Origin of the sequence: Streptomyces sp. NPDC020898, assembly GCF_044333925.1 — a bacterium.
In the GTDB taxonomy this organism is placed as follows: Bacteria; Actinomycetota; Actinomycetes; order Streptomycetales; family Streptomycetaceae; genus Streptomyces.
Window position 1 is genome coordinate 303,804 of the sequence record NZ_JBIRRV010000010.1, and the last position, 15,514, is coordinate 319,317.

General features: G+C 71.2%; 16 protein-coding genes. 10 read left to right on the forward strand and 6 right to left on the reverse strand.

Annotation, left to right across the window (positions count from 1 at the left end; genetic code table 11):
- Positions 1-266 precede the first annotated feature (266 nt).
- The 3 genes from ACH4TV_RS29940 to ACH4TV_RS29950 are packed head-to-tail and all read left to right on the forward strand — an operon-like array spanning position 267 to position 2,792.
- Complete coding sequence (locus ACH4TV_RS29940) at positions 267-560, forward strand: polyprenyl synthetase (RefSeq protein ID WP_398403465.1); 294 nt, start codon at positions 267-269, stop codon at positions 558-560.
- On the forward strand, positions 553-1,611 hold the full coding sequence (locus ACH4TV_RS29945) for a polyprenyl synthetase family protein (RefSeq protein WP_398403467.1): 1,059 nt from the start codon (positions 553-555) through the stop codon (positions 1,609-1,611). The genes ACH4TV_RS29940 and ACH4TV_RS29945 overlap by 8 nt, the downstream gene beginning before the upstream one ends.
- A 17-nt stretch (positions 1,612-1,628) precedes the next feature.
- On the forward strand, positions 1,629-2,792 hold the full coding sequence (locus ACH4TV_RS29950; RefSeq protein WP_398403469.1) for an oxygenase MpaB family protein: 1,164 nt from the start codon (positions 1,629-1,631) through the stop codon (positions 2,790-2,792).
- Between the two features lie 67 nt (positions 2,793-2,859).
- On the opposite strand, the gene ACH4TV_RS29955 is transcribed toward ACH4TV_RS29950, so the two are convergent.
- Complete coding sequence (locus tag ACH4TV_RS29955) at positions 2,860-3,774, reverse strand: LysR family transcriptional regulator (RefSeq protein ID WP_398403471.1); 915 nt, start codon at positions 3,772-3,774, stop codon at positions 2,860-2,862.
- A gap of 83 nt (positions 3,775-3,857) precedes the next feature.
- On the opposite strand from ACH4TV_RS29955, the gene ACH4TV_RS29960 reads away from it, so the two are divergent.
- Positions 3,858-4,619: a sulfite exporter TauE/SafE family protein gene (locus ACH4TV_RS29960; RefSeq protein ID WP_398403473.1), complete on the forward strand. Its 762-nt coding sequence runs from the start codon at positions 3,858-3,860 to the stop codon at positions 4,617-4,619.
- Between the two features lie 55 nt (positions 4,620-4,674).
- Positions 4,675-5,244 (forward strand): hypothetical protein, encoded by a 570-nt coding sequence (locus ACH4TV_RS29965; protein ID WP_398403475.1) that lies wholly within the window; start codon positions 4,675-4,677, stop codon positions 5,242-5,244.
- A gap of 40 nt (positions 5,245-5,284) precedes the next feature.
- On the opposite strand, the gene ACH4TV_RS29970 is transcribed toward ACH4TV_RS29965, so the two are convergent.
- Positions 5,285-6,133, reverse strand: coding sequence for a helix-turn-helix domain-containing protein (locus ACH4TV_RS29970; RefSeq protein ID WP_398403477.1), 849 nt, complete (start codon positions 6,131-6,133; stop codon positions 5,285-5,287).
- 94 nt (positions 6,134-6,227) lie between these two features.
- Here ACH4TV_RS29970 and ACH4TV_RS29975 point away from each other — a divergent pair, with 94 nt between their 5' ends.
- Positions 6,228-6,806 (forward strand): NADPH-dependent FMN reductase, encoded by a 579-nt coding sequence (locus tag ACH4TV_RS29975; RefSeq protein WP_398403479.1) that lies wholly within the window; start codon positions 6,228-6,230, stop codon positions 6,804-6,806.
- A 104-nt stretch (positions 6,807-6,910) separates the two neighbouring features.
- Positions 6,911-8,689: a hypothetical protein gene (locus tag ACH4TV_RS29980; protein WP_398403481.1), complete on the forward strand. Its 1,779-nt coding sequence runs from the start codon at positions 6,911-6,913 to the stop codon at positions 8,687-8,689.
- Positions 8,690-8,698: 9 nt separating this feature from the next.
- Here ACH4TV_RS29980 and ACH4TV_RS29985 read toward each other — a convergent pair whose 3' ends face one another.
- Positions 8,699-11,128 (reverse strand): tetratricopeptide repeat protein, encoded by a 2,430-nt coding sequence (locus ACH4TV_RS29985; RefSeq protein WP_398403483.1) that lies wholly within the window; start codon positions 11,126-11,128, stop codon positions 8,699-8,701.
- Between the two features lie 126 nt (positions 11,129-11,254).
- On the opposite strand from ACH4TV_RS29985, the gene ACH4TV_RS29990 reads away from it, so the two are divergent.
- Together ACH4TV_RS29990 and ACH4TV_RS29995 are read left to right on the forward strand one after the other, a co-directional pair.
- On the forward strand, positions 11,255-11,812 hold the full coding sequence (locus ACH4TV_RS29990) for a glycoside hydrolase family 25 protein (protein ID WP_398403485.1): 558 nt from the start codon (positions 11,255-11,257) through the stop codon (positions 11,810-11,812).
- 74 nt (positions 11,813-11,886) lie between these two features.
- Positions 11,887-12,585 carry a Crp/Fnr family transcriptional regulator gene (locus ACH4TV_RS29995; protein ID WP_398403487.1) on the forward strand — a complete coding sequence of 233 codons (699 nt, stop codon included), beginning with the start codon at positions 11,887-11,889 and terminating at the stop codon, positions 12,583-12,585.
- A gap of 256 nt (positions 12,586-12,841) precedes the next feature.
- On the opposite strand, the gene ACH4TV_RS30000 is transcribed toward ACH4TV_RS29995, so the two are convergent.
- A complete protein-coding gene (locus ACH4TV_RS30000) occupies positions 12,842-13,054 on the reverse strand; it encodes an EF-hand domain-containing protein (protein ID WP_398403489.1) in 213 nt (70 codons plus the stop codon).
- 42 nt (positions 13,055-13,096) lie between these two features.
- Positions 13,097-14,011: a MerR family transcriptional regulator gene (locus tag ACH4TV_RS30005; protein WP_398403491.1), complete on the reverse strand. Its 915-nt coding sequence runs from the start codon at positions 14,009-14,011 to the stop codon at positions 13,097-13,099.
- Between the two features lie 56 nt (positions 14,012-14,067).
- Between ACH4TV_RS30005 and ACH4TV_RS30010 the strand changes: the two genes are divergently transcribed.
- Complete coding sequence (locus ACH4TV_RS30010) at positions 14,068-14,706, forward strand: GNAT family N-acetyltransferase (RefSeq protein WP_398403493.1); 639 nt, start codon at positions 14,068-14,070, stop codon at positions 14,704-14,706.
- 106 nt (positions 14,707-14,812) lie between these two features.
- Here the strand turns inward: ACH4TV_RS30010 and ACH4TV_RS30015 are convergent, their stop codons facing one another.
- Complete coding sequence (locus tag ACH4TV_RS30015; RefSeq protein ID WP_398403495.1) at positions 14,813-15,418, reverse strand: ADP-ribosyltransferase; 606 nt, start codon at positions 15,416-15,418, stop codon at positions 14,813-14,815.
- Positions 15,419-15,514: the final 96 nt, after the last annotated feature.

Here is a 15,514-nt window from a genome sequence, read left to right on the forward strand (position 1 = left end):
CATCCGCTCACGTCGAAGATCGTAAGTCCTTGCGAACGGCGGAATGATCACGGCCGGCAGCTCAGTCAGTAGGCCGGTGGTGAGGGACGTCAGCTCTGAACTCAGTACCGTATACGTCCATTTGACAGACTCTATGATTACAAAGATGATCACCCGAACGCCTGTGCGCGGTGCAAGTGCCGGCCAACTGGACAGACTTTCCCGGGGCGGTGGCCCGTTTCGGCTCCAGCCCGTTTTCATGTCGGCCAGCAAATGAGGGGATTGCCGTGACGCAAGCCGATGGCGGTGCGCAAGCCGGCCGCGAGAGCGACGCCGTGCTGATTGCCGCCGGAGTGGCCGACCTGGCTCTGAGCGGTATCGGGGCGGCCTTGCGGGGAGTGCGGGGGCTGCTGGGCCGGTCGGACCTGGCCGAGCTGGCGCAGGACGGTCAGCAGGAGATGAGGGAACGGGGGCGGCTGGCGATCCAGCGGTACACCTCCGTGCCCGAGCCCCACATGGAGTTGCTGGCCCGGCGGGTCGCCGCTCGTCGCGGTCGGAGCGATGTTTCAGAAGATGCCTGAACCTGAAGCAGAGGACCAGGTCGCACTCCGAGCGCGCGTCGACGCGGCGTTGCAGGCGTTCGCGCGGCAGGAGACGGACCAGCTCATCGCCATCGATGCCGAACTGCTGCCGGTGGTGGAGCAGTTGACCGTGGCCGTGACCGGTGGCAAACGTCTGCGCGCGGCCTTCTGCTACTGGGGGTGGCGGGCAGCCGGGCAACCGGACAGTGACGCGCTGGTGCGAGCCGCCGCCGCGATGGAGCTGGTGCACGCCGCAGCCGTCGTCCACGACGATCTCATCGACGACAGCTCGATGCGGCACGGCGTACCCAGCGCCCATATCGCTCTGCGGGCGGCGTTCACCGACCGTGCGCGCAGCAGTGCCGGTGGCAGGGCTCTGGCCATGATGACCGGTGACCTGCTGATGTCATGGGCCGGGCAGCTGTTCACCTCCTGCGGCCTGCCCGCGGCCTACCTGGCCCGCGCCCGCGGACTGTGGGCGGTCATGGCCAGGGAGCTGATCGCCGGCGAGTGCCTGGAGATCCTCCGCACGGGGGCCCTGCCCGACACGGGCAACTCCCTCCAGACGATCCGGTACAAGACAGCCAAGTACACGGTCGAACATCCTCTGCACATCGGTGGCGCACTGGCCGGCGCTCCGGATCGGCTGATGAAGGACTTCACCGCCTACGGGTTGCCCCTCGGCGAGGCCTTCCAGCTGCGGGACGACCTGCTCGGACTCTTCGGTGACCCGGAACGCACCGGCAAGTCGAACCTGGACGACATCACCGGCAACCGGCCCACCGCCCTGCTCGCCGAAACCTGGTCGGCCGCCACCACAGCCGAGCGCAAAGAACTGCGCGGCCTGCTCGGCCGACCGGGCCTGGACAGCGAGGGCCTGCTGCAGGTCCGAGCGATCGTACGGCGCACCGGAGCACCCCACCGCGTCGAGGAAATGATCAGTCAGCGCGTCAGCGCCGCGACCGCCACCCTCACCCGTGCGAATCTGCCGGCCGGCGCGACCCGCGCACTGTCCCAGCTGATGACCTCGGCCACAGCCCGCCAGTCCTGACCTGCCGAAAGGACCCCATGTCCTACACCGACCAGTCCATGAACGCCCTGCGGGACATGGGGGACGAACTCGCCGACGCGACGGTGAACACCCTGTTCGAGCGCGGTGAGATCGGCAAGTTCAACACCCTCATGCGCTACTTCTCCACCGTCGGCCAGGACCTGCCGGACGGCCTGCCCGACGTGGCCCGTGACTACCTGCACGCGACCAGCACACCACCGAGCTGGGTGGACTGGGGCGAGATGGAGAAAGCCCGGCTGTTCTTCATCGACAACAACGTGCACATCTCCACCGCCCTGTCCTTCGCGGCGATGCCCGCCTGCTACGCCATTCCGCACGTGGCCAAGCTGCTCAGCGCCACCCACTCCCTGGAGTACCCCTCCCGGCGCATGGCCGAGACCGGGCAGTTCACCGTCTACCTGATGCAGCCCGACGCGTTCGAAGCGGGCAGCCGGTTCATCCCCGCCGCACAGAAGGTCCGCCTGCTGCACGCTTCCATCCGCTACCACCTGCGCCGCGAGGGCCGCTGGGATGTGGCCGCCCTCGGCACACCGATCTGTCAGGAGGACATGATCGGCGGCCAGATGATGTTCTCCATCCAGGTCCTCGACGCACTGCACCGCCTGGGCATCCACATGTCGATCGACGGCGCCGAGTCCTACTTCTACGCCTGGCGCGTCGTCGGCGACATGCTCGGCATCAGCCTCGACCACACTCCGACCGACGTGGGCAGCGCCCGGCAGTTCTCCGACCTCTACATGACCCGGCACATGGGCCCCTCCGAAGAGGGAGCGCGCCTGACCCGCCAGCTCATCGACCTCTACGAAGAGGTCGTCCCCGGGACCCTCCTCGACCCCGTGGTCGCCGCCCTCATCCGCTACCTCATCGGCGACACCTGCGCCGACTGGCTCCAAGTCCCCCGCACCGCCTGGGACACAGCCGTCAAAGCAGCCCCCGCCCTCCTCGGGATCCTGGAACGCATCGAGGACAACTCGCCCTTGGGGGCCTGGGTCCTGGATCACCTCGGCAACATCACCACCCACCTGGAACTCAGCTCCCTCACCCGCGGCCGGGTCATGCAGTACGCCATTCCCGAACAGCTCAAGAGCGAGTACGGCGTCACCTCCACCACCCCCCGCACCAACCGGTGGACCCCACCACCGGTGACAGCCCAGCCCTGAGACCTCGCCGAGGCGGCCAGCGGACCGTTCTCGTCCCCTGCCCCTGGGCGCGGTGAAGGCCACGATCTCAGCGTCCTGTTCGACCGAGAGGTTCGGAGAGTGCCGCCCGGCGCAGGTGCTCGGCGAGCGCCGCGGTGGCCGTCGGTGAGGCTCGGTCCTTGACGCCCCAGGCCAGCAGATGGTGACGGCGGGCCCAGGGGTCCTGCAGCTCGCACACGTCGAGGGGCTGGTGGGGGTCGATGGCGCGGCGCGGCACCACGGCGAGCCCGACACCGGCGCCGGCGAGAGCGACGAGGACGTTGAGGTCGGCGACGGTGGTGCGGTAGCGCACCACCGGAGCGTGTGGCCCGAGGTGCTTCTCGATCCAGCGGCGCAGCGAGGAGTCGGCGTCGAGCCCGACGAGAGGGTGCTCGGCGACCTCGTCGTAGGTCAGCGCGGTCCGCCCGGCGAGGACCCCTCCGGCCTGGCCGACAACGACAAGGGAGTCGTCACCGAGGGGCTCCAGGAGCACACCGCGGTCGCGGGCCTCGTCGTCGAGGACGACTCCCAGGTCCGCCTCGCCGTCGGCGAGCATGCGCACGGTCTGCGGGGTGCGGCTCTCGGACACCGTGACGTCGACGTCCGGGTGTGCCCGGAGGAACGAGACCAGGGCCCGCGGGACGAGCCGATGCATCGCTGAACCGCCTGCCAGCAGGATCAGCGGAGCGGTCGGTGACCGGGTGTAGCTCGCGACCGCGCTTTCGAGCCGCGCGGTCCGGTCGAGCACGTCGCGTGCATGGCGGGCCAGAGTCGTCCCCGCCGGCGTGAGCCGCACGCCCCGCCGGCCGCGGATCAGCAGCGCCACGCCGGCGTGGTGCTCCAGCGAGCGCACCCGGGCGCTGGCCGAAGGCAGGCTCAGGTGCATCCGGTGAGCACCCGCCGTGATCGACCCCTCCGACACGATGTGGAGAAAGAGCCTCAGGTCGTCCAAGTCATAGCGCACCGTCCCAGCCTACGGATCAGCCTTAGGCTGGGTGCGTCGATCACACATTGTGGAGCCCCTGGTGACGGGGTGATGCTCGGCGTGTGTCCGAGATACTGCTTGTCCTGCTGGCCGGTGCCGCCGCCGGAGCGCTGAACGCCATCGGCGGTGGAGGTACGTTCGTGGCGCTGCCCGTTCTCGTCGCGCTCGGCCTGTCACCGGTGACGGCGAACGCGTTGTCGCGGGTCGCCCTCGTACCCGGCGCCGTGGCCGGCGCGTGGGTCTACCGACGCGAACTCACCCCGGTCGGGCCGACATCCACGAGGGCCCTGACAGCGATCAGTGTGATCGGTGGCGGAGTCGGTGCCGGCCTGTTGCTGGCGCTGCCCGCATCGTCCTTCGACGCCGCGGCGCCGTGGCTGCTCGCCTTCGCCACGGTGATCCTCGCCTTCGGACCCCACCTCTCCAGGGCGTTGAACAGCGCGCTCGGCCGCTCGGTGGGCATGAGTTCCCGAGTCGTCCTGACGGGTCAGTTCGTCCTCGCCGTCTACGGCGGATACTTCGGCGGAGCCGTAGGCATCATGATGCTGGCCCTGTGGAGCATCGGCCTCGGCCTCGACGCGGCGGTCAGCAACCCGATGCGGATCGCGCAGCTCGCCGCCATCTATCTCAGCGCGACCGTGCTGTTCCTCATCGCCTCGGACACGCTGAGCGCTCCGCTTCTCCTCACCGGCATGCTGGTCGGCGCGGTGGCCGGCGGCTTCGCCGGCGCCCACCTCGCCCGCCGTCTCCCCGCCCGGCTGCTTCGGGGCGTCATTCTGACCACCGCCGTGATCATGACCGTTCTGTATTTCCTGCGCGGCTGACCATGCGGGGAACCGCGGTGATCAGCCCCCGTCGTCGGAGCCGAGGCTGGCTGACATGACCGAAAGCGACACCGGAGCCACCGCGCCGTACACGGATGCTGCGCGCGCGAGAGTGGTGATGGCCTACGAGGCATGCGAGGTGGCCGACCGCGCGCGTGCCGTCGTCCCGATCGGCGAGGACGAGCTGCAACCCGACGGCACCACCCGTTCGCCGGGTGCCGTGCTGGCCGACGCCGCCCGGGTGCTCGCCGCCGCGCAGCGGTTCCTCGAAGCCGCGGCCGTGTTCGAGCGCGTGGGCGGCGCCGACTGGCAGCTCATCGGTGACGTCCTGGAGGTGTCTCCGCACACCGCGCGAGTGCGCTTCGCGATGGCCGAGGCCGGCTTCCGGGACGGACTGCTCTGCCCGGAAGGGATCGGAGCCGCCGGTGAGGTGACCCGGTTGCGCGTCTGCATGGCCAGGGAACCGCTGGAAACGGCCCTCGACCTCGACGACTGGGTACGACGCCACGAGGACGGCGACAGCGACCTCGGCACCACGCCGGTCTCCGGCGGTCTGGTCCGGACGGACCCTCTCCGGCCGATCCGGCAACCACCGCGGCGCAGGCCGGACGGCCGTCTGCCGTGACACGGCCCTGAAGCGGTGACCCGCCCCTCAGACGGCTCGCTCAGACGGCTCGCAGGGAGCCCGGGTGACGGCCGGCGAGGCGGTCGAGGGCGGCCGTGGTCGCGCTGTCGGCCGGGAGGTGCACGACGATGCGCTGGTCGTCGTCGGCGGGCAGTTCGAGTGTCTCGTACGCCAACCGCAGTTCCCCCACCTCCGGATGGGCCATCCGCGTCACGTCACTCGCCTTCGGCAGCCCGGGCAGCGCTTCCAGCCGCCCGGCGAACTCCGCACCGCTGGAGACGGTCAACTCGTCCACCAACGCGGCGACATGAACGTCGGAGCACCCCGGCCCCGCCTTGAGCCAGGCGACCTGTTCGTCGGCCACACGGTTCCAGTCCGGGTAGGCGGTGCGTGCCCGTGGATCGGTGAAGACGAAGCGCGCGAGGTTGGGCCGGCTGCCGTCCAGCAGTCCGATCGGCCCGGCCAGCCGCCGGTACGCATCCGTGCAGGTAAGGATTTCGCACAGCCGGTTCAGCAGCACGGCGGGGGCCGGCTCCAACCGGTCGAGCACGGCCCGTACGGCGGGGCGCACCACCCTGTTCGGTCCGGCTCCGCCCATGCAACTGAAGCCCGGGTCGGCGCCCTTGGCCAACCGGTGCAGGTGGACGCGCTCACTGGGCGAGAGCCGCAGTACGTCGGCCAGCGCCGACAGCACCGGGGCCGACGGCCTGCGATCCCGGCCCTGTTCCAGCCTGGTGACGTACTCGACGCTGACCCCGGCCACTGTCGCCAGCTCCGCGCGGCGCAGTCCGGGCGTGCGACGGCGGGGCCCGGTGGGCAGCCCCACGTCGGCCGGTGTGACGGCCTCACGGCGCAGGCGCAGAAACAGGCCCAGCTCATTGTCGCTCACGCCCCCGAACGTAACACCCGCTGCCGGTACGGATCGTGGCCCTGCCACTACCACTCTCGGCCCGGTCTTCCTCCGCCTCGCCCGGCCCGGAAACGTGATCGTCGGCAGTGTCCGGGAGGGCCGCTTCGGTCCGGTGGTGGCCGACTGGTTCCGCCACCAGGCCGATCTGCACGGGGAGTTCGCGGTCGAGCTGATCGATCTGGCCGACACCGGGCTTCCGCTCGAACTGCCGGCCGTGCCGCCGGCACTTCAGCCCGACCTGCTCCGGCCGGCCGGAATGACCGACCTGACCGCACGCCTCGATGCCGCCGACGCGGTCGTCGTGGTGACACCCGATTACAACCGGAGCTTCCCCGCCTCCCTCAAGGCGGCCATCGACTGGCACTACACCGAGTGGCAGGCCAAGCCGATCGGCTTCGTCGGCTACAGCGGCTCCAGCGGCGGCCTGTTGGCGATCGAGCAGCTGCGACAGGTCTTCAACGAGCTGCACGCCCACACCGTCCGCGACTACGTGTCCTTCCCCCGCTACTACGAGCTCTTCGAAGCCGACGGCACGCTCCGCGACCCGCAGGGCGCGGAGGCCGCCGCCAAGGTCATGCTCGACCAACTGCTCTGGTGGGGCTCGGTCCTGCGGAACGCCCGCCGCGACCTCCCGTACGTCACGAACCGGTGACTCGCCTCTGACCGACCTCCCGGTTTCCGCGGTGTGGGCCCCGATAGCATCGAGTGCGACAACAGCAGCGACGGACTCGATCACGTCAGGGGACCAGGCCAAGGGTGACAAGCGGGGCGGCGTGGTTGCGGGTACCGGTGGGCGAGGACGCGGAGCGGTGGATCACCCGCGTGGGCTGTCGTCGCGTCCTGTTCATCGTGCACAACGTGACGTCCGCGACGCGTCTGCTGGACATCATCCCGTTGTTCCACAGCGATGTTCGCGTGCAGATGTTCGCCACCTGCACCGGCTCGTCGCCCTTCCTCGCCGGAGTGCCCGAGCTGCTGGCTCAGGCAGGGCTGCCGGTCCTCTCCTGGGAACAGGCCAAGGACACGACGTTCGACCTGACGGTGGCTGCGAGCTACGGCGGCGAACTCGGGGCGGTACGAGGCAAGTTGGCCGTGTTGTCCCATGGGGTCGGATACAATAAGAGGCTGGCCACACCGGACACCGGACACCGGACACCGGACACCGGACGACCGGTCTTCGGCCTGGCCCCCGAATGGCTCCTGGAAGACGGGCGTCCCCTCGCGACCGCTACCGTGCTGTCCCACCCCGAGCAGCTGACGAGGCTGCGCTCGGCCTGTCCGGAGGCAGCGCCCACCGCGGTGCTCGCGGGGGACCCGTGTTACGACCGTATCCTCGCCGCTCTGCCCGAACGCGACCGCTTCCGTCGCGCCCTGGGCGTGGGGCCCGGCCGGCGGCTGGTCGTCGTCAGCTCGACCTGGGCGCCGCGTTCCCTCTTCGGCGGCACGGACGACCTGCTGCCGTGGCTGCTGGAACGGCTGGCGGCTGAGCTGCCGGCCGACGAGTACCGGACGACGGCTGTCCTGCATCCGAACATCTGGTACGGCCACGGTCCCGGACAGGTCCGCGCGTGGCTGGACAACGCGCGTCGAGCCGGCCTCGACGCGATCCCGCCGCTCGACGGGTGGAGACAGGCCCTGATAGCCGCCGACTGCGTCCTCGGGGACCACTCGAGCGTCACCTACTACGCGGCGGCCATCGGCATCCCCGTCGTCCTCGGGGCGTTCCCCCAGGACGACCTCGACCCGCACTCCCCGGTCGCCGCACTCGGCCGTACGGCTCCCCGGCTCCTCCCCCGCGGTAGCCTCCGCGCCCAGATCGACCGGGCGATCGCGGCGCACGACCCCGGCCGCTACAAGGAGCTGGCGGAGCAGACCAGTTCGTCGCCGGGAGAGTCGGCCGTTCTCCTGCGCCGCCTGTTCTACGGCCTCCTGGGCCTCCCCGAGCCCGAAGACCACCCGGCGCTGCTCGACCCGCTGCCGCTGCCGCCGTACCTCCCCGCCCGCGTCACCGCACCGGTCCGGGTCCTCGCCCGGCACATCGGCACGGCCCCGCCGGAACTCGCCCTCGTCCGGTACGCCGTCGCCGGAGACGAGCCCGGCCCGTCGGAGGACCCGGCGGTGCAGGTGGACACCGCGCACACGGTGGTCGACGAGGAGACCCGGGAGACCGGCCGGTTGCGCCTCGCCGACATCGTCGTACGGTATGCGGCGGCCGACGACGCACGGCTCGGGCCCCCGGCCGCCTGGGCGTCGGAGGCGCTCGACCGCTACCCGTACTGCGGGCTGGTCGCCTACGTCGACGGCCCGGACCGCTGTGTCGTCCGCACCCGCGAGGGCGACCTCGTACGGCTGTCCGCCGCCGCGGATCCCGACGGGCGGCCCGACCTGTGTGATCCCGCCGTCTACGCCTCCGCGCTCTACGCCTGGACGGCGAGCGGCCGGCCCCTGGCGCAGGCCGCCCCCGAGATCAGCGTGCGCACCGGTGCCACGGTGCACCGCGTCGCCGTGGAGCCGCTCCCCTCAGCAGCACCGTGAGCCGGCCCCTCACGCCTCCAGCTCGGCCAGCCGGACCCTGACCCGTTCGAGGCCGGCCTGGTCGCCGTTCTCCTCGAAGCACGCCGCGGCGGTGCGCAGATCCTCCGCTGCCTGCGCCGGACGGCCGGAACCGCGATGGCCCTCCGCCCTCGCCATGACGGCCTCGGCGAGTTGCAGCCCCGCGCCGGCCCCGGTCATGGCCTTGACGGCCTCGTCCAGGCACACGATCGCCTGGTCCGCGTCTCCCTCGGCCAGGTGCGCGTCGCCCAGACTCATGTACACACGGCCCTCGTTGTAGGGATCGCCGCCCGGCAGCCGGCGGAACCGCGCGAGGGCGTCGTTCAACCGGGCGACGGCGGCGGTGCGGTGTCCCCGCTTGGTGAGGGCTCGGCCGATGTGGTGTTCCAACAGGGCGGTGGCACGCGGCACATCCTCCCAGCCGTCGTCACCCCGGCCGATACGGCCCAGGATCTCCTGCGCCTCCTCGAAACACCGCTGGGCCGCCGCGAACTCCCACTGTCTGAGGCGCAGAAGGCCCAGCGCCTCGACGGCGGTCGCCTCCCCGCGGTGGTGGCCGCAGGCCCGGTCCGCGGCCCTGGCCCGGTCGAGGGCGGTCTCGGCGTCGACCGCCCGGCCGAGCCCCATGTGACCGAAGGCGAGTTGCGTCCACATGCGGCCCACGGCACGCGGGTCACCGAACTCCGCCGCGCTGCGCCGGGCGGCCTCGGCCCCGAGCTCATGGGTGTCGATCCACTGGGCGTGGAAGCCGAGCAGCAGATGCAGGCCCCACATCGCCTCGCACAACTGCCACACGAGGTCGTCGAAGCCGTGGTGCGCGGCGGCCCTGATCACCGCCGCGAGGTTCTCCCGCTCATCGCGCAGTTCCGCCAGCGCGAGCTTGCCGTCCCCTTGGCCACGGCCTTCCGGGAGGACGAGACCCTGATAGGCGGGGCCGAGCCGCCACCGCAGCGGCATGACCCGGAAGTCCGCGCCCGCCGCGAAGCGCAGCTGCGCGACCGCCACCCGGCGCACGGCGGCCGCCATACGGCCGTGGCCGTCCTCGGCGGACGCGAGCTCGCGGGCGTGCACCCGGGTCAGATCGTGGAACCGGTAGCGCTCCTCCCCGACCTCCTCCAGCAGATGCACACGGGCCAGTTGCTCCAGCAGCGCCCGGGCCTCCGCCTCGGCGACACCGGCGGCATGTGCGGCGCACCTGACGGTCACGGTCGGCCATGCCCACACCGCGATCGCGCGGTACAAGGCGGCGCAGGCGGGCGTCAGTTCGCCGTACGAGACGTCCTGGGCGAGGCGGACGGGATCGGCCGGAGCCTCCGGGGCGTCGGGGCTTCCGTCTCCCATGGCGGCGCCTTCCCGGTGGTGGCCGTGGAGCCGGTCGGACAGCTGACGCGCGACGCGTTCCCAGGTCAGGTGTTCCCGGACGGCCAGGCCGGCGCCCGTGGTGCACACCGCGAGGGGGATCCCACCGGTGCTCTCCGCCACGGCCCGGACGATCGCGTCCGCGGCGGGCGGGCGGTCGCCTCCGACGACGCGTCTGATCAGACGGACGGAGTCCTCGGTCGACAGCGGCCCCAGCGGGTAGGGCCGGGCCCCATGACCGGCCACGAGGCGCCCCAGCCGGTGCCGGCTCGTCACCAGGACCAGACACCCCGGCGAGGCCGGGAGCAACGGGATGACCTGGGCGTCGTCATGAGCGTTGTCGAGGACGACGATCATGCGCCGGTCGGCCGTGCAGTCGCGGTACAGATCCCGCTGCCGTGCCTCGTCGCCCGGCACCATGGCGGGCGGGACCCCGAGCCGTTCCAGGAACCGAGCGAGCACGTCGGAGGGCGCGAGAGCACTGCCGGCCGACGCCCCGTCCAGGTCCGCGAACAGGACACCGTCGGGGAACCGCTCCCCCAACTCGAACGCGCACTGGACGGCGGCCGCGGTCTTGCCGATGCCACCCGGTCCGGTGAGCGCGACGAGCGTCGGCGCACCCGGCGTGCGGCCCTCCTCGTCCAGGAGTGCCGTGATCCACGCGAGCACGTCCGTCCGGTCCGTGAACACCGCGGTCGTCGGCGGCAGCATCTGCGGACGGGAGGCACCGTGCGCCACGGCGGGCACGGCACGCGGCGCCAGCCACGAGGCCTCACGAACCCACTCCGCCACCTCCCGGGCGGACTCCGGTGAGCTGCGCGCGAGTTCCACGAGCCGTAACCCGGCCGCCGCCCGCTCGGACTCGGTGACGGGCAGGGCAGGCCGGCCCGGATCGCCCCCGCCGGCCCCGGTGTCCGCTTCCCCGTTCCCGGCGCGGCCACGGCTCAGCAGGTCGTAGAGCCTCTCGGAGGTCCGCCTGCCCATCTCGCCACCGGCTCCGGAAAGAGCCCCCGAAGCGACCGTACCGACGGCCGAGACGACCATGCCCATCAACGCTTCCACGCCGGCTCCCCCAACTCTCCGTTGCCGCAATGGTATCGACGACATCACATGCGCCCGCAGAATCACTTGTGCAAAGGTGGTGAGTGCCAACTCCTGTCCCCCCAACGGCACTTCAGGGAGCTCCCCATGTTGCGCGGCATTGACGTGAGCGCGTACCAGTCCTCCACGTACGACACGGACGGCCTCTCCTTCGTCTTCATCAAGGCGACGGAGGGCCGTTCGTACGTCAACCCCAAGCTCGCGGCCCAGACGAAGCGGGCCCGCGACGCCGGCTGCGTCGTCGGCTTCTACCACTTCCTGTGGCCCGGCAACCTGACCGCCCAGGCCGAGTACTTCGTCAGCAAGGCCCCGGAGAAGGCGGGCGACATCCTCGCCGTCGACTGGGAGACGACAGGCGACGGCACCCACGCGTCGAACGCCGAGAAGGACCGCTTCATCCGCAAGGTGAAGGAACTCCGGCCGGACAACCGGGTCGTCCTCTACTGCAATCGGAACTACTGGCTGAACGTCGACACGACCTCGTACGCGGGCGACGGACTCTGGATCGCCGACTACGTGACGGCGGGCAAGCCGCGCATCAAGGCCGACTGGATGTTCCACCAGTACACCGACGACCCGGTCGACACGAACGTCGGCGACTTCGCGACCAAGGCCGCACTGAAGGAATGGGCGGCCGTCGACTGACGGGTCCCGCGCGCGCCCCTCGGTGCCACACTGACCCTCTGCACACCCGCGCACTGGGGACCGGGGGGCGCTCCATGGCCGACGCACACATGACGGGCAGCGGCCGTCCTGCCACCTTCTGGGAGGCTCTGGTGCCCGCGGACCGGGCCGCGCTGCTGCAGGCGGCGACGCGCGCCTCGCTGCCCGCGGACGAGCAGTTCCTGACGCAGGGCGAGGACTCCGACCACCTGGTGGTGCTGTTGCGCGGGTGGGTCAAGGTCGTCGCCCAGTCGCATGCCGGCTACCGCGCGCTGCTCGCCCTGCGGGGGCCCGGTGAACTCCTGGGCGAACAGGCGGGGTTGGAGCGCAGACGACGCTCGGCGTCGCTCCTCACGGCGACGCCGGCCGACCTGCTGTATCTGCCGGCGGCCCGCTTCCAGGCGCTGGCCCGCTCCGGTGCCGGTATGGCCGCCGCGCTGGAACAGACGCTGTCCCAGCGCCTGCGCGAGGCCGACCTCCAGCGCACCGGCATCACCGAACCGGTCCCCGTCCGCCTCGCCGCCCTCCTCCTCGACCTGGCCGAACGCTGCGGCCGTCCCGAGCCGGACTCCACCGGCGTACGCATCGCCCTGCCGCTCTCCCAGGACGACCTGGCGGGGCTGGTGCTCAGCTCGCGGCGGACGGTGAGCCGGGTACTGGAGCAGTGGCGGAAGCAGGGCTGGATCGTGACGGGGCGGCAGTCGTTGCTGATCCGGTCAGTGGATCGGCTGAAGGGGCAGGCGTTCGGGGAGTGACGGGCGTACGAGCGCAGGCGGCGGAACCGGGCTCCCCGTGTCGGTTCCGCCGCCGGCTCTTCCCGCTCGGCCGCCCTGAGCCGGAGCTCCCCCTCGTGCTCCACCGGGCGGCTCCCCCGGATCCGCGGGAAGTCCGGGTGGCTTCATCCAAAGGCCTGACATGAGCAGCGTCTACGCCAACTGGCGCACAGGGGCGCACAGCGAGGGGCGCCCACCGATGATCCGGCGGGCGCCCCACACGCATACGCACGTACTGCTACTTGTTCAGGTACGTCCAGAACTCGTCGAACGACAGGAGCTTGTCGCCGTCGAGGTCGCGGGAGGCGATGATGACCTCTGCCACGGACTCGGTGACGTTCCAGTCGCCCTGCTGTGCCAGGGCGGACTTGAATTCGGCGGCGGTGATGAAGCCGTCACCGTTCGTGTCGATCCGCTCGAAATGCTTGCGTGCTTCCTCGATGTCCGCCACCGGGCCCCGCCCCTTCATGTACGTACTGCTGACGAGGTCAGATTAGCTGGCCGGGCGGGCACGCAGCGCGGCGGTCACCCACGCGAACTCCTCCCGGTGTGCCGCCCCGGATTCCTGGCCCTTCACCGCGAGCAGCAACTCGCGGTAGCGGGCAGCCGCGTCGTTCGTCGGCGACTCCAGGCGTGCGAGTACGTCGGCGGGGTCGGCGTCGCCCAGCAGGTCCCGCAGGATCTCGGCGGCCTCCGGGGCGTCGGGGGCGACGCCGCGTTCACGGGCCTCGGCCGCCAGCTTGATCATGCGCTGGGCAAACCACAGGGACGCCCCGTCCTCGGTGTCGTAGCCGCGGTCGGCGGCGTTGAACTCGGCGACCGCCCGCATCTGCGCCTTGAACTCCGGGTCCTGCAACAGCTCGGCCAACTCCACCCAGGCGTCGACCTGTTCGGGCGTCGGGTCGTCCGGCAGGTCGGTGGCGACGGTCCGCATCCGCTCGCGGATCACCGGGTCCGCCGTGTCGAGGCCGTGGAACATCTCGTCCACGAACTCCTCCAGGATGCGTTTCCGTTCGGCGGCCGACAGCCGCGCCAGTTTGTTCATGAGCGTCATCTCCTCTGCGGTCGAACCGCGTCTCGCCACGGTCGACAGCACGGCCCTCGTCACCTTCAGCGACCTGATCTGCGCATCGAGCGCCGCCACATGCGTGGCGGCCACCTCCGCGACCGTCGTCTCCCCGGCCAGCACCGCGCGTACGTGGTCCAGGCCGAGGCCCAGTTGCCGCAGGGTGCGGATCAGTTCGAGGCGGGCCACGGAGCCGGCGTCGTACAGGCGGTAGCCGCCCGCCGACCGGGTCACGGGCGGCAGGGCGCCCTCGTCCGACCAGTAACGGATGGTCCGTACGGTCAGTCCGGTGGCCCGGGCCAGTTCGCCGATGGTGAGATGTCCGGTGCCGTCGTCGATCATGATGGCGAGTCTGGGCCTTCCAGCGGGTGGAGACTCAAGAGGCCGGGAGGGGCACTGTGGGGGAAGCGCTGAAGGACATTCTCGACCGCGTGGCGCGGGGCGTCTTCCCGCCCGCCGACGGCCGTACGACCGTCGTACCCCAGGCCTGCCACCGCGACGCCGGAGTCCTCGCCTTCACCGCGCACGCGGTCGTCTTCACGGACGAGGATCCGGACTGGGTGCGCCGGACCCTGGCCGGCGTCGACAGCGACGCGCTCTCCGCGCCGATGAACCCGCGTTTCCTGGCCGCCCTCATGGACCGTACGGGCCGCTCGAACGAGACGATCGACGTGCTCGCGGTCGCCTCCCCGGTGCGCGGCGAGCCGCCGTTGCCGCTGACGGAGGTCGACGACGCCGGTCATCACCGGGTCGCCCGGGCCCACAAGCACCGCGACGATGTCCGGGTGTGGGCCACCGAGGGCGGGATGCTGATCCTCGGGCGCGGGGTCGCGGGCCGGCTGGAGGCCGCGGTGGAGGTGGACGAGGCGGTACGGCACCGGGGGCTGGGCCGGGCCCTGGCGGGTGCCGCGCGGCAGCTGAGCGGTGGGGAGGCTGTGTGGGCGCAGATGGCTCCGGGGAACGCCCGCAGTGTGCGGGCGTTCCTGGGGGCGGGGTTTATGCCGGTGGGCGGGGAGGCTTTGCTCCTCGCTCACTGATTGCTCCGCGGGATGTGTGGTTCTTTCGCTGCCGGCCCGGTGGGGGCTGGTCGCGCAGTTCCCCGCGCCCCTTTCGGGCGCTCCTCACGGGGCGCTCCTCATCCGCTCAGTGCCAGGCCTCGTAGTGCGGGTTGCTCTGGCAGCCGCTCATGTTCTCGACCTTGGTGGTCTTGTTCACCGGGCAGACGCCGATGATGTACTTCCGCTCGATCCCGCCGGGGAAGGCGACCTCGACCTGGTCGGCCCATTTGTGGGTGTCACCGATGGTCTTGTTCACGTCCACGCCGCCCGGGGCGTCGATGTAGTAGTTGTAGCCCGCCTTCCACCACGTCTTGTACAGGTCGTGGTCGTACGTCGTGGAGACGTACGGGGAGGGCTGGTTGACCAGGACGTACTGCTCGATGTCGTACTGGCCGTTGATGACGTCCTTGGGCTTGAGGCCCTCCGCGAAGACGATCTCCGGGCCGCGGCCGTCGCTGCGGTAGAGGGTGCCGCAGGTCTTCCGCCAGACCGGCTCGGGCGTGATGCGGTCGACGTCGACGCGACGGTCCACGGCGGCCTTGATGGGGTCGTCGAACTGGGGACAGACGGGGGCGGCCTTGGCGGCGGCCTTCGGAGCGGCTGCCGGAACCGTGGCGGCCGAGGTCGCGAAGACCGCGGCCAGGGAGAGGACGACGGCAGCGGTCCGCCGCCGCAGGCGAGTTGTGATCATGGATGCACCATGTCGGGTCTGCGGCGGCGGGCCGGGGATCATCACTCGATCGGCGGCGTGTCACATGACGTCGCCTGGCGAAGGCGAGCCAACTGG

What these genes read in the sequence shown, in the direction of transcription:
- ACH4TV_RS29990 (WP_398403485.1), top strand. Translation starts at nt 11,255, where the DNA reads ATGTTGCGCGGCATTGACGTGAGCGCGTACCAGTCCTCCACGTACGAC.
- ACH4TV_RS29950 (WP_398403469.1), top strand. Translation starts at nt 1,629, where the DNA reads ATGTCCTACACCGACCAGTCCATGAACGCCCTGCGGGACATGGGGGAC.
- ACH4TV_RS30005 (WP_398403491.1), bottom strand. Translation starts at nt 14,011, where the DNA reads ATGATCGACGACGGCACCGGACATCTCACCATCGGCGAACTGGCCCGG.
- ACH4TV_RS29965 (WP_398403475.1), top strand. Translation starts at nt 4,675, where the DNA reads ATGACCGAAAGCGACACCGGAGCCACCGCGCCGTACACGGATGCTGCG.
- ACH4TV_RS29995 (WP_398403487.1), top strand. Translation starts at nt 11,887, where the DNA reads ATGGCCGACGCACACATGACGGGCAGCGGCCGTCCTGCCACCTTCTGG.
- ACH4TV_RS30015 (WP_398403495.1), bottom strand. Translation starts at nt 15,418, where the DNA reads ATGATCACAACTCGCCTGCGGCGGCGGACCGCTGCCGTCGTCCTCTCC.
- ACH4TV_RS29945 (WP_398403467.1), top strand. Translation starts at nt 553, where the DNA reads ATGCCTGAACCTGAAGCAGAGGACCAGGTCGCACTCCGAGCGCGCGTC.